At 65.5% G+C, this 21,418-nt stretch carries 15 protein-coding genes; 7 read left to right on the top strand and 8 right to left on the bottom strand.

All coding sequences use genetic code 11. The features are described 5' to 3' along the window. Positions 1-666 precede the first annotated feature (666 nt). The 3 genes from QX010_RS03005 (at position 667) to QX010_RS02995 (ending at position 5,902) form a co-directional block, all read left to right on the top strand. The gene (locus QX010_RS03005; protein WP_316177514.1) at positions 667-1,257 is read left to right on the top strand and encodes a hypothetical protein; all 591 of its coding nucleotides are present in this window, start codon (positions 667-669) and stop codon (positions 1,255-1,257) included. Between the two features lie 893 nt (positions 1,258-2,150). Further along, positions 2,151-4,382, top strand: coding sequence for a tetratricopeptide repeat protein (locus QX010_RS03000; protein WP_316177512.1), 2,232 nt, complete (start codon positions 2,151-2,153; stop codon positions 4,380-4,382). A 350-nt stretch (positions 4,383-4,732) separates the two neighbouring features. Further along, complete coding sequence (locus QX010_RS02995) at positions 4,733-5,902, top strand: TAXI family TRAP transporter solute-binding subunit (protein ID WP_316177510.1); 1,170 nt, start codon at positions 4,733-4,735, stop codon at positions 5,900-5,902. Positions 5,903-5,985: 83 nt separating this feature from the next. Here QX010_RS02995 and maiA read toward each other — a convergent pair whose 3' ends face one another. Beyond that, positions 5,986-6,657 (bottom strand): maleylacetoacetate isomerase, encoded by a 672-nt coding sequence (gene maiA / locus QX010_RS02990; protein ID WP_316177508.1) that lies wholly within the window; start codon positions 6,655-6,657, stop codon positions 5,986-5,988. Between the two features lie 33 nt (positions 6,658-6,690). Continuing rightward, on the bottom strand, positions 6,691-7,038 hold the full coding sequence (locus tag QX010_RS02985) for a MerR family transcriptional regulator (protein WP_316177507.1): 348 nt from the start codon (positions 7,036-7,038) through the stop codon (positions 6,691-6,693). An 85-nt stretch (positions 7,039-7,123) separates the two neighbouring features. On the opposite strand from QX010_RS02985, the gene QX010_RS02980 reads away from it, so the two are divergent. Then, entirely contained in the window at positions 7,124-8,134 is a 1,011-nt protein-coding gene (locus QX010_RS02980; protein WP_316177505.1) for an NAD(P)-dependent alcohol dehydrogenase, read from the top strand. Between the two features lie 225 nt (positions 8,135-8,359). On the opposite strand, the gene QX010_RS02975 is transcribed toward QX010_RS02980, so the two are convergent. Further along, positions 8,360-8,875, bottom strand: a complete 516-nt coding sequence (locus tag QX010_RS02975; RefSeq protein WP_316177503.1) for a cytochrome family protein — start codon at positions 8,873-8,875, stop codon at positions 8,360-8,362. A 1,253-nt stretch (positions 8,876-10,128) separates the two neighbouring features. On the opposite strand from QX010_RS02975, the gene flhA reads away from it, so the two are divergent. Further along, the gene (gene flhA, locus QX010_RS02970; protein ID WP_316177502.1) at positions 10,129-12,255 is read left to right on the top strand and encodes a flagellar biosynthesis protein FlhA; all 2,127 of its coding nucleotides are present in this window, start codon (positions 10,129-10,131) and stop codon (positions 12,253-12,255) included. 361 nt (positions 12,256-12,616) lie between these two features. Continuing rightward, a complete protein-coding gene (locus QX010_RS02965) occupies positions 12,617-12,817 on the top strand; it encodes a hypothetical protein (protein WP_315803233.1) in 201 nt (66 codons plus the stop codon). Positions 12,818-12,948: 131 nt separating this feature from the next. On the opposite strand, the gene QX010_RS02960 is transcribed toward QX010_RS02965, so the two are convergent. From QX010_RS02960 to fliI, 4 genes are all read right to left on the bottom strand, one after another. Beyond that, positions 12,949-13,998, bottom strand: a complete 1,050-nt coding sequence (locus QX010_RS02960) for an anti-sigma factor domain-containing protein (protein WP_316177500.1) — start codon at positions 13,996-13,998, stop codon at positions 12,949-12,951. A 53-nt stretch (positions 13,999-14,051) separates the two neighbouring features. After that, complete coding sequence (locus tag QX010_RS02955; RefSeq protein WP_315714037.1) at positions 14,052-14,600, bottom strand: sigma-70 family RNA polymerase sigma factor; 549 nt, start codon at positions 14,598-14,600, stop codon at positions 14,052-14,054. A 153-nt stretch (positions 14,601-14,753) separates the two neighbouring features. After that, positions 14,754-15,173, bottom strand: a complete 420-nt coding sequence (gene fliJ, locus QX010_RS02950; RefSeq protein ID WP_315714036.1) for a flagellar export protein FliJ — start codon at positions 15,171-15,173, stop codon at positions 14,754-14,756. A gap of 109 nt (positions 15,174-15,282) precedes the next feature. Continuing rightward, positions 15,283-16,605, bottom strand: a complete 1,323-nt coding sequence (gene fliI, locus QX010_RS02945) for a flagellar protein export ATPase FliI (RefSeq protein WP_315803231.1) — start codon at positions 16,603-16,605, stop codon at positions 15,283-15,285. A gap of 440 nt (positions 16,606-17,045) precedes the next feature. Between fliI and ctrA the strand changes: the two genes are divergently transcribed. Continuing rightward, positions 17,046-17,747, top strand: coding sequence for a response regulator transcription factor CtrA (gene ctrA / locus QX010_RS02940; RefSeq protein WP_012046382.1), 702 nt, complete (start codon positions 17,046-17,048; stop codon positions 17,745-17,747). Positions 17,748-19,071: 1,324 nt separating this feature from the next. On the opposite strand, the gene QX010_RS02935 is transcribed toward ctrA, so the two are convergent. Then, positions 19,072-21,198: a phospholipase D-like domain-containing protein gene (locus QX010_RS02935; protein ID WP_316177498.1), complete on the bottom strand. Its 2,127-nt coding sequence runs from the start codon at positions 21,196-21,198 to the stop codon at positions 19,072-19,074. Positions 21,199-21,418 lie beyond the last annotated feature (220 nt).

The raw sequence follows: 21,418 nt of genomic DNA, 5'->3' as shown, positions 1-21,418 counted from the left end.
GACGGGAAGCCGGTCGGTCAGCCATTTGAGCTTGGTCAGTCGGGCAACCCTAACGGCCGTCCCCCTTGCAGTCCCAACCTCGAAGCCCGACGACACCAAGCTTCCCCAGCCGATAGCCGGCTGACGCCAGACGTGCCCAGTGCGGCGAGGAGAAGAAGGCCATCGACGCCGTCTTCATTGTCGGCCTGCTGCAGGCGCTCCAGGGCGACAAGGTGTGGGCGCAGTTCCTCGTAGAACGCCGCTGGGGCAAGGTGCCGGACAAGTTGGAGGGACAAGTTGGAGGGTGGCGACCCGGCCAGTCCTCTGCAGGTCAGCAGGAAGCCTGAAGTCGTTCTAATGCGGCCGAAGGAAAGCCCGGCCTTACGATCAGGATAACCAATGGCCTGCGCGTGCACCCGGAGCCCCGTATCTCTGCGCAAGCCTCGAACAACGTGCTGAAGTGCGGTAGTGCCTTAAGCCTGTCGCCAATCGCGCGGCTGACGCTGAGCGGCATAGCCGAGCAGAAGCCGCCGAGCAACTTCGACGGGCTGTTGGGGTGACACGCGAAGCCGGCTCGGGTGCGATGCTTGTGGATCATCGAACAACTCGACGAGGTCAGTGCCAAGCCGCCCCTGCTGCTATGGTACAAATCCATGCAACTCAAGTTTGCGAGGAAGGCAAGGAGCGATGGCGTTATTCTCAGGCTGGAGTCTGAGCGACAAGATTGCTGCAGTAGCAAGCCTCGTCGCATTCCTCCAATTTTGCGCACTGATCGCCACTATCTTTTACACGGTTCGAAACGGCCGGCGCCAACTGCGCGCCTACATCCACACATTGGGCAAAAACATTCTTGTTCAGGACGACGAAGCCGATCGCTTTGTTCACAGCTTCACTACCACCAACGCAGGCCAAACACCTGCTTACAAGTTACACGTTGAGGCGGTCACTAAGCCTCTGCCCCATCCCCTCCCGAGGGATTTTGACTTTGCCCAACTCTTTATGCCAAAGGGCAGAAATCCGAGCGTGATGATGGTTGGACCTCATAGGTCTATCGACCATGACAGCCACGCTGATACAATCCTGTCATCCTCCGAGATGATCCGCATCAAGACCCCTGAAAGCGGGATGCGGCTCTACACCGTCGGAAAGATCAACTACGAAGATTGTTTTGGGCGGCGGCGTTTCACGAACTTCTGCTACTTCCTCGAATGGCAGATCACCCCGAAGGGCCATTCCTTCAGCGTTCATCCGAGTGAACAACATAACGACGCGAATTGAGCGACGGCTCGCCAGCCTGAAATCCGCTCGCCCGACGTCGTGATCCGGAATTCGACTTGGTCGACCAACCGGCGGAGCCCCATTTGATAATCACCTGTGTAGCACGACGCTCGCCCGGACGCCGACAATGGAACTGCGAGAACTCTGCCCAAAGATTTCTATTTCATTTTTCCCGAAATCATGTATATCTCTCCCCGTCCTGCTTCCGCCGGAGGGGCGTGTCGCGACCGTCACGAGACGTGGGAGGTGGGATGCGATGGGCGCAAGGAATCGCAGCGTGGCCTATGGTCGCGCGGACGAACGGTTCGTTGCGCACGGCGAAATCGTGCGGTCCTGACACCCCGACGCTGGTGTCCCGCGGCGGCGTGCGCAAGCGCGTTGTCGCGCATGGTGGCCAACAAGCCCGGTGCACCAGGGAGACCACGTATAAGCCGTTCCAACCGTTGCGCAGGGAGGGCCGGGCGTGTTCGGCCAGACCTGTGGTACCTGCCGCCTGCATTTTTTCGCAGGCGGGCCACGGGCGCGGCCAGCGCCCGGCCTTCCCTGCGCCCTCCTGGAGTTCGAGGGCGGACGTCATGCACAGCCCGGGCGCCATGCGCCGCGGGAAGGCAAGTCTGCGTCCGTTGAAACAGAAAGGCGATCGATGCAAACTCGCGCTCGGCAACCTCGTCCCGATCAGACGCCCGCGGCGCTCCGGCCGCCGGCGTTAACCATTTGCTAACCATGGCGCGGGCAAGCTTTGCCGCGTCGCGCCTGCGCGTGGCCGGCGACCGGACGACCACAGGACATCCTGGGCTTTGCTGCCGCCGGGCATGGCGGCGGCCCGGTTGCCGGCCGCAGCGCGTCGCTGCATCCGACGCCCTGCCGTCCTGTCTGTCCGGAGACCCAAGTCCTTGAGCACCGTCGGTTCGCGCGCCTTCCAGAAGGCACGGCAGGAAAAGAAGCAGAAGAAGCTCGTCGAGACGCAGTTGGCGGCGGCGTACAAGGCGTTCCAGGCCGGGCGCCAGGCGGAGACGCAGGCGCTGTGCGCGCAGCTGCTGCAGGAAGTCCCCGGCTGCTTCGATGCGATGCATCTGCTCGGCGTGTCGCTGGTGTCGTCGGCGCGCTTCGCCGAGGCCACCGCCTTCCTGACCCAGGCCGTGGCGATGGAGCCGAATTCCGCCGACGCGCAGTCCAATCTCGGCTGGGCGCTGATCAATTGCGAGCGCTACGCGGAGGCGCGCGCCGCGCTGGAGCGATCACTGGCGCTGCGGCCGAACGCGCCGATCACCCTGCGCAACCACGCCATCGCGCTGCTGCGGCTCGGACAGGGCGAGGCCTCGCTCGCCGCCGCGACACGCGCCCTCGAGCTCAAGCCCGACGACGTCGACGCCTGGTGCAATCGCAGCGTCGCCGAGCTGATGCTGCGGCGCTGGGACGCCGCCGCCGCCAGCGCCGAGCGCGCGCTGGCGTTCAATCCGAACCATTTCGAGGCCACGGTCAACAAGGGTCTCGCGCATCTCGAGTTGCACCATTACGAGCTGGCGGAAGCGACCTTGAATGCGGCGTTGGCCGCACGCCCGGCCCATGCCGAGCTGCGGGCGCATCGCGGCCGGCTCTACATGATCTCCGGCCGCACGGCGGAAGCGGAAGCCGATTTCGATGCCGCCGTGACGCTCGATCCTCATCTGCAGATCGGATGGCAGGGCAAGGCGCAGATCTGCATCCTCAACGGCAACGTCGCGCAGGCGATGGCCGCCTGCAAGCGCGTGCTCGACACCAATCCGAAGGCGCAGGTCGCGCTCACCCTGCTCGGCGCCTGCCGCGGCCGGCTCGGCGACGTCACCGGCGCCATCGCGCAATTCGACCAGGCGCTCGCGGTGCAGCCCGACTATGACGAGGCGATCACCAAGAAGATCTTCTATCTCGACTTCCTGCCCGGCGCGGATTTCGCCGTCCAGCAGGCGGCGCGGCAATATTGGTGGATGGCGGTCGGCTCGAAATTCCCCCGCCGCAAGCTTGCGCCGCGCTCGCTCGATCCCGACAGGCGCATTGTCGTCGGCTACGTCTCGGCCGATTTCCGCATGCATTCGGCGGCCTTCGCCTTCCTGCCCGTGCTGCGCGGCCACGACAAGACGCAGGTCCAGGTCAACTGCTACTCGACCTCGCCGCGGCACGATTCCTACACCGCGACGTTCCAGTCGATTGCCGACGTCTGGGTCGAGGCCTCCAGCCTCTCCGACGACGAGCTGGCCGACCGCATCCAGGCCGACGGCGTCGACATCCTGGTCGATCTCTCCGGCTACACCACGGGCACGCGCATGCCGGTGTTCGCGCGCAAGCCGGCGCCGATCCAGGTCACGGCCTGGGGCAGCGGCACCGGCACCGGCCTCGCCACGATGGACTACTTCTTCGCCGATCCGGTCACGGTGCCCGAGAGCGTCCGGCCGCTGTTCGCCGAGCACGTCCACGACCTGCCCTCCGTGATCACGATCGATCCGGTGCGCGACGTTCCGCCGTCGCCGCTGCCGATGCTGACGAACGGCCACGTCACCTTCGGCGTCTACAACCGCATCGACAAGATCTCCGACGCTGCGATCGCGCTGTGGGCACGGCTGCTCGCCGAGATCCCGGACGCGAAGCTCGTCATCAAGCATCTCGCGCTGAACGATCCCGCGGTGCGCGACGGGCTGCTCGCCCGCTTCGTCGCCCAGGGCGTGCCCGAGGCGCGCATCCTCTGCCTCGGCGCCAGCGAGCGGATCGAGCATCTCAAATCCTACGAGCGCATCGACATCTCGCTCGATCCGTTCCCGCAGAACGGCGGCATCTCGACGTTCGAATCGCTCTACATGGGCGTGCCGGTCGTCGCCAAGCTCGGCGCCGGCGCGGCATCGCGCGCCGCGGGCGGCATCCTGACCGCGGCCGGCCTCGCCGACTGGGTCGCCGGCGATGACGACGGCTACATCCGGATCGCCAAGCGCTTTGCCGCGCAGCCCGAGCTGCTGGCAAAGCTGCGGCCCGAGCTGCCCGGCCTGGTCGCGCGCTCGCCGGCCGGCGACGTTGCCAACTACACGCGCTGCGTCGAGGCCGGCTACCGGCAGTTCTGGCGGGACTATTGCGCCAAGGCCGGCAAGACCAGCGCCTGATCGCGCCGGCATCGCCGAGGTCGGCATCTCGCAGCAGGCCGGGAAGCTCCGCCGCACGAACGTCCAGCGACAAACGGCCCCACAACCGCAAGCTGCACCGGTTTCCACTGTGCCATTTCGGCCGGGTGCGATCAGGCGACGACTCGCGGACTGATACCGCGGCGTTTCTCCGTCCAGACCGAGGCGCAATCAAGCCTATGGCTTTTTGGTGGCGATGATGCGCCTCGCAGCAGACCCGGCTGCGACCAACCGGCGAGTAGTAGACCTCATTCGTCAACCAAGGAGATAATGCGCGAAAATCGGCCGTGCCTCACGATCGCCGTGTGGCCGGCAACGGAGGAATTTGGGGCATGCGGGTCGCGGTGTTGAGTTGCGTCGTTGCGGCGGGATTGAGTCTGGTGGCACCGTTGCTGCCAGCCATGGCACAGACGGCGCGGACCGGAAGGCCGGCGGCGGCGACGGCCGTCGCGGCCGGCGAAGGCGGCAAGCTGCAGGAGTCCAACGAATGGACGGTCGGCATCGCCGGCGGCCTGCTCGAAGGCACCAACATCCGCTTCGCCGCCGAGATGGCCAAGGTGCTCGACGACCGGCCGAACCTGCGCGTGCTGCCGATGGTGACCTACGGCGCGCTGGGGAACATCGAGGACCTGCTCTATCTGCGCGGCGTCGACGTCACGATCACCTCGGCCGACGTGCTCGACGAGTTCGTCCGCAACGGCACGCTCGCCAACATCAAGAGCCGGATCCGCTACATCTGCTCGTTCTACATCAACGAGATGCATGTCTATGTCCGCCCGGAGATCAGGACGCTGGAGGATCTCGCCGGCAAGAAGGTCTCCTTCAACACCGTGGGCAGCGCCGCCAACCTCACCGGCGGCATCGTGTTCGACCGGCTCAAGATCGGCGCGGAGAAGGTGTTCATCAACAATTCGCTGGCGCTGGAGAAGATGCGCAGCGGCGAGATCGCCGGCGTCGTCCACGTCACCGGCAAGCCGACCGATCTGTTCGCCAAGTTCAAGCCCGAGCCGGGCTTTCACTTCCTGCCGATTCCGTTCGCGCGCAGCCTGCAGGACTACTACGTGCCGACCAAGCTGACCTCGCAGGACTATCCCAATCTGCTCAAGCCCGGCGAGAGCGTCGAGACGATCGGCGTGCCGCAGGTCCTGGCGGTCTACAACTGGCCGCCGGAGACCGAACGCTACCGCCGCGTCGCGCGCTTCGTCGATTATCTGTTCAAGCGGTTCGACCAGTTCAAGCAGCCGCCGTTCCACCCGAAATGGAATGAGATCAACCTCGCCTCCTCACTACCCGGCTGGACCCGCTTCCGCGCCGCGGAGGAGCTTCTGGCCAGCACGCGCCCGCCGCAGGCCGACGGCGCCGCCGTCAAGCAGCAGTTCGACGCGTGGATGAGCACGCGGGCGCCGACCGGCGGCCGGCGGATGAGCGAGGACGAGACCAGGGTCCTGTTCGAGCAGTTCCGCGACTGGATGAAACGGGACGGCAGCCAGCCGGCGCGATAGCGCTGCTGGTGGTGGCGTAGAGCATGATCCGGAAAAGTGGAAACCGGTTTTCCGAAAGGATCATGCTCAACAAAGAGAGGAGGCTACGACGCCGCCGGCTTGCCGCGCAGCGCTGCCGGCGTGTCCGGCTGCGCCAGCGGATGGGCGGAGGCGAAGGCCGGCAGCGCCATCGCCGCCTCGAACACGCGCTGCACCGTCGGCGTCGCGCCGAGGTCGAGGCCTTGATTACGCGCGAAGACGGCGTGGCCGGCGAGGCAGATGTCGGCCATCGTCGGCGCATCGCCATGGCAGAACCGGCCGGTCGCGGCATGGCCGGCGAGCTGGGCCTCGACTGCGGCCAGCATCTCCGCGGCCCAGTGCCTGAGCCAGGCCGCGCGCGCCGCGTCGTCCAGGTGCAGCACCTCGGTGAGATAGCGCTGCACCCGCGGCGTCGTCAGCGGATGCGCGTCGCAGGCGATCATCGCCGCCAGCGCCCGCACCCGCGCGCGCCCCTTGGCGTCGCCAGGCAGCAGCGCAGCGCCAGGACAGGCCTCGTGGAGATAATCGAGGATCGCCAGCGACTGCGTCAGCACCGTGCCGTCATCGAGCACCAGCGCCGGCAGCGCCATCTGCGGGTTGAGCGCGGCATAGCCGCCGCCACGATGCTGCTGCCGGTCGATATCGACCGCCACCTGCTCGTAGGCGACGCCCTTCAGGTTGAGCGCGATGCGGACGCGAAAGCTCGCGAGCGACCGCCAGAACGAATAGAGCTTCATACGGGCTCTCCTGGGCAGGCGGGTGAATGGCGATCAGTTCACGCTCGATAGAAAGCCTGCGAGGACCGTCCGACTCTGGCTGAGCGCCGCGATGCGTTGATCGATGAGGCCGACCTGCTGCGCCAGCACGCGTCGCAGATTGTCGCAAGGCCGGAAGTCCGGACGGGTGTTGCGCACGCACGGGAGCAACTGCTTGATCGTCTCGAGGGTCAACCCGGCGGCGCCGAGCAGTTTGATCCGGCGCACGGCTTCTTCGTCCGCCGGACCGTAGTCGCGATAGCCGGACGCGGTCCGTTGCGGCGCAAGCAAGCCCTCGTCCTCGTAGTATCGCAGCATCCGGATGCTCACTCCCGTCCTCCGGGAGAGTTCGCCGATCTTCATCTGAAACCCTCTTGACCCTGACAGTGCTGTCAGACCTTACAGATCGTGCTCATCCAAGTGGAGTCCACTTGTGAAGGGAGCAACGATGAAAGCCTATCATTTGAAGGGCCATGCGGGCGCGGGTCGCCTGGTGCGCACCGAAATCATCAAGCCCGAACCCGCCAGCGGCGAGGTCCGCATCCGGGTCGAGGCGGCAAGTCTCAACTACCGCGACCTCCTGATCCTGGACCGAGCGGGTGAAGGCGGCTTCGACGGCCGCGTTCCGCTGTCCGACGGCGCAGGCGTCGTCGATGCCGTCGGCTCCGATGTCGATCGATGGCGCCCGGGCGACCGCGTGGCCGCATCGTTCTTTCGCGATTGGATCTCCGGGCCGTTCAAGGCGAGCTACGTTCCGTCGTCCCTGGGCGGCAGCACGATGGATGGCATGCTGGCGGAGTACGTGGTGCTGCCGGCGACGGCGCTGGTCGCCGTGCCGGCGCACCTGACGTCGATCGAAGCCGCGACCCTGCCCTGTGCCGCCGTGACGGCCTGGCACGGCCTCGTCACCCGAGGCGGGATGGGCAAGGGCGACACGCTGCTGGTCCAGGGAACCGGCGGCGTCGCCCTGTTCGGCCTTCAGTTCGCCACCGCGCTGGGCGCCCGCGCGATCGTCATCTCGTCCTCGGATGAAAAACTCGCCCGCGCCAGGGCGCTCGGCGCCTCGATCCTCATCAACTACCGCGACACGCCCGATTGGGATGTCGCGGTGACGACAGCGACGGATGGCGAAGGCGCCAGTCATGTCCTCGAACTCGGCGGCCCCGGCACCTACGACCGCTCGCTGCGGTCGGTCGCGTCAGGTGGCAAGATCGTCCAGATCGGTGTCTTGACGGGGTTCGGCCCCAAGCCCGATCTCGCCCGCCTGCAGTGGGAGAACGCCGACATCATCGGCGTCACCGTCGGCTCGGTCGAACATTTCACGGCGATGAATCGCTTCCTGTCCGAACACGCGATCCACCCGATCGTCGATCGGATCTACGACTTTGATGACGCTCCCGAAGCGTTCGCCCATCTCCAAACCGCCTCGCACTTCGGCAAGATCGTTTTGAAACTATGAGCGAGAGGATGTGAGCGCTGCGCCGATCTGCGACGCCGGAAAGCGCATCGCCGCGGAGTTGCCACCTGCCGACAAAGACCGGCCGGAAATCTCTTCCGGTCAGCCTCAACCCAGGCGACAAACCGAGAGGGGGATCACGCTTCGCTGATCCGCACGCGCGTCCCTTGGCCCCCGGCCGGCAGCAACGCCGGACGACTCTGATCCTGTCTCACTGTCCGCCCGCGATCACTCCGAGCCGGGCGTGAAATCCTGGTCGGCAACGCTGGCGGTCTGCGGCACCTTGATGACCACGGCGGCGCGATTGAGCGCCTGGTGGCACGAATTGCAGGCGGCCGTAAGGTCGGCATAGGAGCGCTCGAAACGGCCGATGTCCTTCTGCTTGATGGCCTGCGCCAGTTCGTCGAACGGCTGCTGCGTCACGGCCGTCGTCATGTCGGCGAACGAATTGCCCTCGACCAGCGGCTGCGCCCGGCCGACGCGATTGAACGCGCCCTTGAGATTGCCGAGCTCATAGGCACTGAACGCCCAATTGCCGCTATGGCCGGCGATCCAAAGCCTGAGGTGGCGCGGCTGGATGGTCGCGATCATCAGGTCGCTGATGGTCGGGAGGTAGGCCGGCGCTGGGGGAGGTGTCGGCGTCTCCGCCCTTGGGGCAGCGACCGCGATCAGCAATGCAAGCCCGGCAAGTCCGGCGGCCATCACTGTCAGCCGCAGACCATGGCGGAGCTTCGTTCGATGCATCTTCGGTTCTCCTGAATTCAATTTAGAAGTCTTCTAAGGAGCAACGTCCCTCGCCGCCAATCGCAAAGGCTGATCGCAGCGATCAGAAAAACTTGATGCCTCCGCCGCGCGGCGCGCACGATACGGACACATTGCTTGGCGCCACGCGCGCAACTGGATGAGGCGCGAGCGCCGAGACCGGGTGAGCCGGGCACCTGAGTTTTGATTTGGCGAAATTTTCCTCTTTCATTTTTTCCGAAATCATGTATATCTCTCCCCGTCCTGCTTCCGCCGGAGGGGCGTGTCGCGACCGTCACGAGACGTGGGAGGTGGGATGCGATGGGCGCAGCGAATCGCAGCGTGGCCTCGTGCCGCGCGGACGAACGGTTCGTTGCGCACGGCGAAATCGTGCGGTCCTGATACCCCGACGCTGGTATCAACGTGGCGCAATGCAAACGCATTGCGCCAGGGATGGTGGCCAACAAGCCCGGCGCACCAGGGAGACCACGTATAAGCCGTTCCAACCGTCGCGCAGGGAAGGCCGGGTGTTCCGGGCCAGACCTGTGGTGACTGCCGCCTGCTTTTTTTCTGCAGGCGGGCCACGGGCGCGGCCAGCGCCCGGCCTTCCCTGCACCCTCCATTTGTTTCGAGGGCGGACCTGATGCACAGCTCGGGCGCGATGCGCCGCGGGAGACGATCGCTCATGTCTGCGAGAACACGCTCATTCGTGCAGCTTGGTGTCGGGCGCGGCGGGGGCCTCATGGTTCGAGACGCCGCTGCGCGGCTCCTCACCATGAGGGTCTGGCACCAAAGGCGGTGCTGCACATTGACCATGAACACGCTCACAGCATCTTCATGGAGAGGGGTGAGCTCCGAGAGCGGCGCTGGACATCGACCGTGCTCAGCGTGCGCTTGGACCGGAGCTTGTCGGCGGGCGTGCAGCCTGACAGCGCCTCCCCTCACCCTGAGGAGCCCGCCGAAAGGCGGGCGTCTCGAAGGGCGAGGCCCCCGACCGCGGCGGCCCATCGAAGATGCGGCAGGAGAGCGCATCCCGTCTCCCCCGCAACCTTTTGTTAACCGCCATTAACCGAACGCTAACCATACACCGGGCAAAAATTGCCGGGTGGAACGTGCGTGTCGTGGGCGGGTGCAGTTGACGGAGGAGAGCTTCCGTGGACGCCGGCGCGGTACCTCAGGTTCGGAACGGCGGCCCATCGGCCGCCGCGCAGTCGTTTGGGGCCGGCAGACGCGGCCCGCGGGAAGGGGCGAAAGCCATGGTCGACGTCACGGCGGGTCAAGGCGCGGGGTCTCCGGCCGGCGGGTTCTCATTCGACGATCTGAAGACGGTGATCCTGCGCGGCGACATCGCGCTGGCGCTCGGCATCCTCACCATCCTGGTGGTGCTGATCCTGCCGCTGCCCTCGCTGGTGCTCGATCTTTTCCTGGCGATCTCGATCACCCTGTCGATCCTGATCCTGATGACCGCCCTGTTCATCCAGGCGCCGCTGGAATTCTCGTCCTTCCCGACCATCCTGCTGATCTCGACGATGCTGCGGCTGTCGCTCAACCTGGCCTCGACCCGGCTGATCCTGTCGCGCGGCCACGAGGGCACCGATGCCGCCGGCCACGTCATCGAGGCGTTCGGCAACTTCGTGATGGGCGGCAATTTCGTCATCGGCATCATCGTGTTCGCGATCCTGGTGACGGTGAACTTCGTCGTCATCACCAAGGGTTCGGGCCGCATCGCCGAAGTCGCGGCGCGCTTCCACCTCGACTCGATGCCCGGCAAGCAGATGGCGATCGACGCCGACCTCTCCGCCGGCCTGATCGACGAGAAGGTCGCCAAGGTCAGGCGCAAGGAGCTGGAGGACGAAAGCGGCTTCTTCGGCGCCATGGACGGTGCGTCGAAGTTCGTCCGCGGCGACGCGGTCGCCGGCCTGCTCGTCGTCTTCATCAACATCATCGGCGGCATCATCATCGGCGTCGCCCAGCAGGGCCTGGGTTTTGCCGAGGCCGCCCGCACCTACACCACGCTGACCGTCGGCGACGGCCTCGTCACCCAGGTGCCGGCGCTGATCGTCTCGACCGCCGCAGGCCTGCTGGTTTCCAAGGCCGGCGTCAGCGGCGCCGCCGACAAGGCGCTGATCAAGCAGTTCTCCGGCTATCCGCAGGCGCTCGGCATGTCCGCCGCGGTGATGCTGGTGCTGGCGGCGCTGCCCGGCATCCCGACCCTTCCATTCCTGGCGCTCGGCGGCGGCGCCGCCGCGCTCGCGTTCAAGGCGCGCAAGCAGAAGCAGGAGGCCAAGGCGGAGGAAGCCGCCGCAGAAGCTGCGGCCCCTGCCGCCGCCGCGGCCGCGGCCGCCGAGGAGCCGATCTCCGCCGCGCTCAAGATCGACGACCTCAAGATCGAGCTCGGCTATGCGCTGCTGCCGCTGGTCAACGCGCCCGACGGCACCGACCGCCTCACCGACCAGATCAAGGCTCTCAGACGCTCGCTGGCGATCGAGATGGGCTTCGTGATGCCGTCGGTGCGCATCCTCGACAACGTCCAGCTCGAGGCCAACACCTACATCATCAAGATCAAGGAGGTCGACGCCGGCTCCGGCAAGATCTGGCCGAGCCAGTTCATGGTCATGGACCCCGGCGGCAACCAGGTCGCGGTGCCCGGCATCCACACCACCGAGCCGACCTTCGGCCTGCCCGCCACCTGGGTCGACGCCGGCCTGAAGGAAGAGGCCACGCTCAAGGGCTACACGGTGGTGGACGCGGCGACCGTGCTGTCGACGCATCTGACCGAGCTGCTCAAGGCCAATATGAGCGATCTCTTGTCCTACGGCGAGGTGCAGAAGCTCCTGAAGGAGCTGCCGAAGGAGCAGAGCGAGCTGGTCAAGGACATCGTGCCGACGCAGATCACGATCTCCGGCATCCAGCGCGTGCTGCAACTGCTGCTGTCGGAGCGGATCTCGATCAGGGACCTCTCGACCATCCTCGAAGGCATCGCCGACGCGCTCGCCTTCTCGCGCAACCCGGCCACGATCGTCGAGCATGTCCGCGCCCGCCTGGCACGCCAGATCTGCGCGCAGAACACCTCGCCGATGGGCTACCTGCCGCTGATCGCGCTGTCGGCGAAATGGGAGCAGGCGTTCGCGGAATCGCTGATCGGCCAGGGCGAGGAGCGCAGCCTCGCGATGCAGCCGTCGAAACTGTCGGAGTTCATGACCGCCACGCGCGACGCCTTCGAGCGCGCCGCGCGCGAAGGCGAATCACCGGTGCTGGTGACGTCGGCGGCGATCCGGCCCTTCGTCCGCTCGCTGGTCGAGCGCTTCCGCGCCCAGACCACGGTGCTGTCGCAGGCGGAGATTCATCCGCGGGCGCGGCTGAAGACGGTGGGCAGCGTGTGACGGAACCGAGGATTCCCGAGCGCGTTTCATCCGGGGAGCCGGCGCTAGGCGCCGGCTTGTGCCGTTTTTACCGGCAGGACCACCCCTTGCTTTACCGCCACAGGCAAACGTTTTCTTAATTTTGCGTTAGGTGGCCGAAGTTTCATCCGAACACCGAACAATCATTTAAATTATTGATATAGATATACAAAGTTACATTTCAGCGATTTTCGATCGCGAGACATCACGCATTATCACACACTTGTGATGCGGCCTACGAAACAGAATTGAGGTTTCCTACGTTAGTTGACGCGAGACGATGAACCGGAACGCTCCCGGCTCACACGAATCAGCGAAGGACGGAAGACGGCAGGAGGCTTCCATGAACCACTCGATTTACAGCGCGGATCGGACGACCCACCTCAAGATCGTGGTGGTTGCGCTCGTGGCTGGCATCGCGGTGGCCGGCCTCGGCATCTCGGCCCGACTGAATGCGGAGCCGAACTACACGCAGACGGCAAAGGTCATCAAGGCCGGCAAGCCGATTGCGGTGACGAGCTCGGAGACGTCGCTGGTTCGCTGACAGGAATTCCCGGAATTCACGCGGTTCTCACAGCCCCCCAACTGGCCGCGTGGATATGTAGTAGACCCAACCCCAAGTCGACTACTGAAAACGCCCGCTCCCCACGGGCGTTTTCTTTTTGGCCGCTTGCCTCAACGCGCCGGCGGCACGGTCTCGATCAGCTTGCCGGTAAACACGATCGGCCCGGTCGCCTGCCCGGTCGGCGACCCGCCCTCCGGCTCGACCGTGACCGCGTAGGTCGCGCGACTCACTGTGTCGGCGTCGTAGGACGAGAGAACGGGACGGCTGGTGAAGTCGCTGCCGCCGATCACGCCGAGCGAGCGCGGCTTCTGCAGCTTGTCGGACACGAGCCACAACTCGAAGCTCTTGCCCGGCTCCGGCGCGGCGCCGACCCGGCGCACGGTGTAGCTCTTGCTGGCGGCATCGACGGTCAAGATGAACGCCGGCGACGCCGCGTCCTTTTGCAGGAGGGCAACGAACTGGGCCGAGGGCTGCACGGCCGGCACCTTGACCTCGACGGTCTGGATTCGCGGCTTCGGCTGCAATGGCCGCGGCAGCAGGTCGGGGCGGTAGACCTGGACACCCACCAGCGCAAGCAGCACGGCGGCGATCGCGGTCATGATGTTGGCGACCGCGCGCAACTGCCGGACCTTGGACGAGAGGCGAACGATGTTCGCGTTGTCGTTCGCAACCTCGTCCGTCGCAGGCGCATTTCGCCGGGCTGCGATGGCCGGGGCTTCGACACCGATGTCTTGCGGAGCGACCTGAATCGCGGGAGCGCCGATCTTCGCGGCTTCGATCTCGGCAACCTCGACGGTTGGCGCCTCGAGCTTGGGTACATCGGCCGGCGGAGCTTCGGCGACGAGCGCTGGAGCCTCGGCAGTTTCCGGCTCCGGCGGAGCGACGACGACCGGAACCTCGACAACCGCCGCAGGCTCGGCCGCGGCGTTCGCGCGCAACTGCGCGATCTCGGCCTTGATGCGCTCCCACAGCTCGGGGCGCGGCTCGACCAGCCCGACCATCTGGTTGAGCGGACCGAGACGGAATTCCCACGCCTGGACCAGCGCGACAAAATCGGTGTCGACCGCCATCATGGTCTCGACCTGCGCCCGTTCGGCGGCGTCGAGCGTCCCGAGCGCATATTCCGCCGCCAGCGCGATATGGTCTTCGCTATACGCCATCACAGGTCCAGATCACGTCACCTACAAGATCTCTCGCCGGCTCGAACAGCACCTCATCCGAGACCGAGACATTGGCGGATGTCCATCATGCTCCGCCGCAGCCAGGTCTTCACCGTGTTCACCGGCGCCTCGAACTTGGTCGCCAATTGCTCGCGGCTCCAGCCGTTGTAGTAGGCAAGCAGCACGAGCTTCTGGCGGTCGGGCTCGAGCTGGCCGACGCATTCCAAAAGACGCTTGAGCTCCTCCGACATCTCGCGGCGCGCCAGCGGGTCCGGCGTCTCGGCAGCCACCTCGAGCGCGGAGGGCTCATCCTCCAACGACAGCTCGCCGCGCTTGCGCACCAGATCGATGGCGCGGTTGCGGGCGATGGCGGCCATCCAGGTGATCGGGGACGACACGGCCGGGTTGAACTGCGCGGCGTTGTTCCAGACCTTCACATAGGTCTCCTGGACGACCTCCTCGGCGAGGTCCTGTCGGTGCAAGATACGGAGCACGACGCCATAGAGTTTCGCGCGCGTCGCCGCGTAGAGGCGCTCGAAGGCGGCCTCGTCCCCTTTGGCAACAGCGGCAAGCAACCAGACCAGCTCTGCCGGCGTCAGCATTCAGCGTCCCCGAAAATCGCCCCACTCCCTCGTTCGAGCCTACGTCCTCCCGTAGCACAAGTCCTGGGCAACTCTCCACCGGGGCGGGCGCGACGAAAAACCCGGACCTGGCGGCCCGGGTTTTCGAAAGCTCAAGCCGTGACGGCGACGGGCTCAGGCGATGACGCCGAGCCGGGCGCGCATCAGGCCGATCGAGTCCATGTCCGCCTGCTCGCGGGCGCTCTCCTCGGCCTTCTCGCGGGCCTGGTCACGCTCGTCGAGCAGCTCGACCTTCTTCATCTCCTCGAACGCCTCGGACAACGCGGCCTTGGCGTCCTCGAGCTGGGTGCGCAGCTCGTCGGCCGAGCGCGTCAGGTTTTCCCGGCGCTGGATCGCGGCCTTGGCGTAGGTCGGATAGGCAAAATGGGTTGGGTCGTTGATGCCGGCCCGCTCCTGCTCGGTCTGGATCTCCCGCTCGAGCTCGGCCGACATGCGCTGGAAGTCAGCGATCATGCCCTCGATCTGCGTCACCCGGCGGCGTTTCTCATCCACCTGAAATTTCTTCAGACGGATCAGCGTTTCGCGCGACTTCATCGACTCATACTCCCCAGAAGTCCCGTATACGGCGCGGGACAGGGCCGGCCGCCCGTGCTGGGCCCGCCGACTAGGCTCGTTACATGGAGGGGATGATTACCCGACAAAGTTAGCTTTCCGTTTCCAAGCGCCCCAGGATCTGTTCCAGCTCCCGATACCCGCTCTGCAGCGTCGAGACCTCGTCCTTGCGCTGGCGCAGGAACGCCTCCAGCGGCTCGTGCAGCCGGATCGCCTCGTCGACCTCCGGGCTGGAACCGGCGCGATAGGCGCCGAGCCGGATCAGCTCCTCCATGTCGGCGTAGGTCGCCATCACCTGGCGCGCGCGCATGATCGTCGGCAAGAATACGGGGTCGGCCGATTTCGGCATCGTCCGCGACACCGATTTCAGGACGTTGATTGCCGGATAGCGGCCGCGTTCGGCGATCGAACGCTGCATCACGACGTGGCCGTCGAGAATGCCGCGCACCGCATCCGCCACCGGCTCGTTGTGATCGTCGCCATCGACCAGCACCGTGAAGATTCCGGTGATGGTGCCCTCGCCGCTCCCTGGCCCCGCCCGCTCGAGCAGTTTCGGCAGCTCGGTGAACACGGTCGGCGTGTAGCCCTTCGCGGTCGGCGGTTCGCCGGCCGACAGCCCGATCTCGCGCTGCGCCATCGCAAAGCGCGTGACCGAGTCCATCAGGCAAAGGACATCCTTGCCCTCGTCGCGGAAATATTCGGAGATCGCGAGCGTCAGATACGCCGCCTGCCTTCGCATCAGCGCCGGCTCGTCCGAGGTCGCGACCACCACGACGGAGCGCGCGAGGCCCTCATCGCCGAGATCGTCCTGCAGGAACTCCTGCACCTCGCGGCCGCGCTCGCCGATCAGTCCGATCACCGACACTGCCGCATCGACGTTGCGCGCCAGCATCGACAGCAGCACCGATTTGCCGACGCCGGAGCCGGCGAAGATGCCGAGCCGCTGGCCGCGGCAACAGGTAAGAAAGGTGTTGAGTGCGCGAACGCCGAGATCGAGCGGCGCACCGACACGCCGTCGCGAATGCGCCGGTGGCGGATTGTTCCGATAGGGAACCGGCGAGGCGCCCTGCGGCAGCGGCCCCTTGCCGTCGATCGGCTCGCCCATCGCATTGATGACGCGGCCGAGCCAGGCCGGCGACGGCCGCACCTGATTGGCGGCATTGGCGATCACGGCACGGCAGCCGCGGCGCACGCCCTCCAGCCCGGCGAACGGCATCACCACGGCGTTCTTGCCGGAGAACCCGATCACTTCGGCAGGGATGTAATTGTTGCCGGTCTCGATCACGATGCGCGCGCCGACCGACATCGCATGAATCGGCCCGGCGATCTCCACCATGAGTCCCTTCACGCCGACGACACGCCCATAGGTGTTCACGGCGTCGATGTCGCTGATCTGCTCGGCCAGAGCCTTCATTGCGGAAGAGCCTTCATTGCCGAAGCGCCTTCATTGCGAGAGAGAGGGCATTGCACCAGAACCTTCATTGCGAAAACCTTAAGTAGGGGCAGATTCGCGTCGTCGGTTTAACTCTGTGTTTACTCGCATCATTAATCATTACGTCATGGTCTGGAGTGACTGACGTGCTTCGCTTTGCCGCCCTCAAAAAGCGGTGAGATCCGAGAGTCGGTTAGGTCCATCTCTTAACATGGAGCTTGAACGAGAGCGGCTAAGAAAAACTGCTTCATCGCAACACCTTACGGCGATTCGATAAAAATTGCACGGATAGAGCTTGCGGAGGGGAATCAGGATTTGTTAACCATCTCTCGTCAGGATCCGAATCAGTTGTTCAAAGGCGTTTTGAGTGCCGCAGATGGCGGCCGACCTGACGCCCGGAGCGGCGACTATGGGGAACTGGCATGCGCGTTTTGCTGATTGAGGATGACAGCGCCGTCGCGCAGTCGATCGAACTGATGTTGAAGTCCGAAAGCTTCAATGTCTACACGACTGACCTGGGCGAGGAAGGCGTCGACCTCGGCAAGTTGTACGACTACGACATCATCCTTCTCGACCTCAATCTGCCCGACATGTCCGGTTACGACGTGCTCAAGCAGCTGCGCGTGTCGAAGATCAAGACGCCGATCCTCATCCTGTCCGGCCTCGCCGGCATCGAGGACAAGGTCAAGGGTCTCGGCTTCGGCGCCGACGACTACATGACCAAGCCGTTCCACAAGGACGAGCTGATCGCCCGCATCCACGCGATCGTCCGCCGTTCCAAGGGCCACGCCCAGTCGGTCATCCAGACCGGCGACCTCGTCGTCAACCTCGACACCAAGACGGTCGAAGTCGGCGGCCAGCGCGTGCACCTGACCGGCAAGGAATACCAGATGCTGGAGCTGCTTTCGCTCCGCAAGGGCACCACCCTCACCAAGGAGATGTTCCTCAACCATCTCTACGGCGGCATGGACGAGCCCGAGCTGAAGATCATCGACGTCTTCATCTGCAAGCTGCGCAAGAAGCTGGCCAACGCCTCCGAGGGCCGCAACTTCATCGAAACCGTCTGGGGCCGCGGCTACGTGCTGCGCGAGCCGCACGACATGGACGAGCGCATCCCCGCCTGATCTTTCACTGGGTCCTCCGGCAGGCCTCACGGCTTGCTCCTCCCAGACTGGGCCCCGCCGCAAATGGCGGGGTTTTTGTTTGTGGGGTGGTTGTTCATGGAGCGGGCGTCTCCGACGGAACGAGCGCCTCGCGCCTGGCAATCGGCGATGGAGCCAAGCTCTCGCCACGCGCCCGCTGCGCTCCCCTCCCCCTTGCGGGGAGGGCGATCGCATTTGGTGAAAGAGGCAGGGCGCGCAGTCTTTCCGCGACCATCCTTCGAGACGCCCGCCTTCGGCGGGCTCCTCAGGATGAGGGCCTTCTCCGCCGCAAAGCTGTTGATCCTCATGGTGAGGAGCGTCGCTCTTGCGACGCGTCTCGAACCATGAGGCCATGAAAGGTCCGCCCAGGAAAACCATATGCGATCGCCCTGCCGCAAGGGGGAGGGGAGCGCGCCGCGCTCGCACGCCTCAAACGACCGGACACGGCCGCCCTCGCCTTTCATCAGGCAAAGGGCGCCTGGTCCTCGTGCGCCATCGCCCGCCATCGATCTCTCCAAAATCCATCATCCCATGTCATCATCCCATGTCATCATCCCATGTCATCATCCCATGTCATCGCGATCTCGCAGCGCCCCGCGCCCGAGTGATGTGCCATTCTCACCGCCCTCTACCTAACTGAGGGCGCAGGGAAGGCCGGGCGCTGGCCGCGCCCGTGGCCCGCCTGCAGAAAAGAAAGCAGGCGGCAGTCACCACAGGTCTGGCCGAAACACCCGGCCCTCCCCGCGCGATGGCTTTACGATTTATACGCGATCTCCCTGGGGACCGGCTGTCTTGCCCCCATCACCCGCAGGCTGCGCTTGACCGCAACGCCCACGCGCTTGGCCTCAGCACCGGGAGGCCAGGACCACGCGATTTCACCGTGCGCCGGAGATCGTTCGTCGGCACGGCCAAGCCATGCTGCGATCTCCAACGCCCATCGCATCCCACACCCGACGTCCGTGACGACCGCGAAGCGTCCCCTCGTTGGGGCGGGACGGAGCGAGTAAAACACAAATTCTGTAAAAGCGAAAGAAGAATTTTTGAGAAGCCGAAATTCGTCCGGTCGAGCACGAAATGACAGGCTTGCGTTGGGGTCAGCGCAGACCGCAAGCCGTGTCCGCGAAAGTTTCCTGCCGGTTTTCGCTGCATCGGTCCATGTGCAGAAGACTCATCGGCGTCGGAAGCAACCTTTCACCCGACGCCGAAGTGGGAACAGCTTACGAGAAGGCCGACGGCAGCATCGAAGCCAAGGAGCCGGTCGCAAGGATCGAGATGGTCGGCACCTCGCAGCGCAGGCCGAGTGCCATCAGCGCCCCTTCCTCGCCCCGCTCTTCGTTGCTCGCTTAGCGCTCTTTGCCGTCTTCTTCTTGGCCGCCTTCTTGCTCGCCTTCGCTTTGGCCTTCTTTCCGGCGGCCTTCTTCGTCGTCTTCTTGACAACTCGCTTGGTCGTCTTCTTGCGGCCCGCGCTTGTCTTTGCCGCAGCAGCCGCTTTCTTCGCGGTCTTCTTCGCCGGCTTGGTTGACGGCTTTGCAGGCTTGGTCGTCGCAGCCGGCTTCTCGGCAGGCTTGGCCGTACCGCCCGGCTTCTTCGGCGTCGCGCCGCCGCTGCTGCTCTCGCCGCCGCTCGCAGTCGCCGCCCCGCCCGCCGCCGACAGCCAGAACCGCAGCTCCGGTGACTTCTCGTCCGCGCCCTTGATGTAGCGGTCCTGCCAAGTGTCGTCGCCTTGCAGCGGCTTGCCGAAGATCTCCGGGTGCTGCTGCAACAGGAAGCGCCAGGCGTAGTGGTCGTAGAGGTCGAGGACGTGGCAGGCATAGGCCTCGGCGAGACCGCGGTGGCCGCGGATGATCAGCATGTTCTCGTCGTTGTTGTGCGAGGCGCGGAAGCCGAGATTGTGCGAGCCGGTGACGACGACGCAGTCGTCGCTGAACGGATCGATCACCACGATCTTGCTGTGGATGATGGCGAAGCCGTATTTGCCGAGCTCCCGCTCCCACTTGCCGAACGCGTCCTGCACCGCGCCGGCCGGCACCGCACGGAAGTCGATGCTGCCCTTGGCGCCCGGCTGCTTCGGCTTGCCGGCCTCGCCGACCACCGTCACCTGGGGCGCGGTATCCTCCACGCCCGCCTCCGCCGGACGTTCCGAATGACCGCCGGAATGCAGCGCGGCGGAGAAGTTGGTCGCGCGCACCGGGCTGGTCAGCGCGCCGCGCACGAACAGATCGGGCTTGTCCTTGAGCAACTGGCCGGCGACGTCGAGGATCGAGTTGTTGCCGGGGTCGAAGGCGAGGAACAGCACGGCGTGCTTGGCGCCCTTCATCAGTTCGAACACGCGGCCCATGTCACCGGGCGTATCGGGATTCTTGCCGAGCTTGCCGTGGGTGTTGGGCGAGAACATCGGCTCGACGGTGACGCCGTGGCCGAGGTCGACCGGCGCCTGGATCGCGTCGGCATTGTTGGCATGGGCGAAGTCGCGCAAGGTCTGCGACTGCAGTGCCGCCTTGTTGCCGGCGGCGGCGGCGACGTCGGCCTTCAGCGCGTTCCAATAGCCGAGGTAGCGCTGCGCCAGCACCGGGCTTTCCACCACCAGCGCGTTGTTGGTCTGGGTGCACAGGCCGGTCGAGGTCCAGTTGGTCGAGCCTGACAGCACCGCGCTCGGCTTGCCGTTCTCGGTGAGCATCATGAACTTGTTGTGCGGGATGCTGCCCTTGTCGAGGATGCGGTCGATCACGGCGACGCCGGCCGCCTTCAGATTGGCGCGGTTCTCGGCATCGGCATCGTCGGAGTCCTTGCCCTGCTCGTTGCCGAGGATGACGCTACGGCTCGCCGGGTTCTGGTGGAGCTGCTTCTCCAGGCCGTCGGGATCGTTGAGCTCGTAGAGCGCGGCATGAATGGTGCCGCCGCCGGCATCGGCGCGCGCCAGCAGTGAGGTCAGGCCGTCCTGGAGCTGGCCCATCAGGCGGATGCGAATGGGATCGGCGGGATCGAGGATGTGCGGCGCCAGCGCCGACACGCTCGGCTTGTCGTTCAGCTCATGGCTCAGCGCCTGGGTCGCGGTGATGCCGCGGTTGAAATAGACGTGGAACGGCGGCCGCTCCGGCGTCAGCGTGACCGCATTGCTCTCCAGCGGCGCGACGCCGGCGAGCGGCGTCAGCGTCTGGCCGGGCGTGCCGCCCATCGGCACGATGCGATATTTGTAGGTGCCGCCACGCCTGGCATACAGGTCCTTCCACCAGAACTTCTGCACTGGCGCCTGGTCGGTGGCGAGCTTGTCGGCGGTCTGCCCGGCAAACCGCGCCAGCGCCGGCAGCACCGTGTCGGTGTTATCGGCGCTATCGATGCGATGAATGGCGAAGCCCAGGCAGCCGTCGAGGCGGCGGTCGAAGGTCCAGGCGACGACGGCGATATCGTTGTTGGAAAATGCAAGCGCGGGCATGGCGGCACTCCTCGTCTGACAAGGATATGTCGCCGGGTTGCATCAATGGTTCGATGCATCCGGGGCAGGAAAGGGAAATCGAGGGCACGGCAGTGCGGTGCGGGAGGGCGAGGATCGTGACCTGCGAGCTCACGCGGCACGCGAGGTCAGCTCCCCTCCCCCTTGCGAGGAGGGCGATCGCATATGGTGAAAGAGGCTGGGCGCGCAGTCGTTTCGCGAC

The organism is Bradyrhizobium sp. SZCCHNRI1009 (assembly GCF_032487575.1).
Lineage (GTDB): Bacteria > Pseudomonadota > Alphaproteobacteria > Rhizobiales > Xanthobacteraceae > Bradyrhizobium.
Note: the sequence above shows the minus strand (reverse complement) of the source record. Positions and strands in the feature narration are given on the sequence as shown.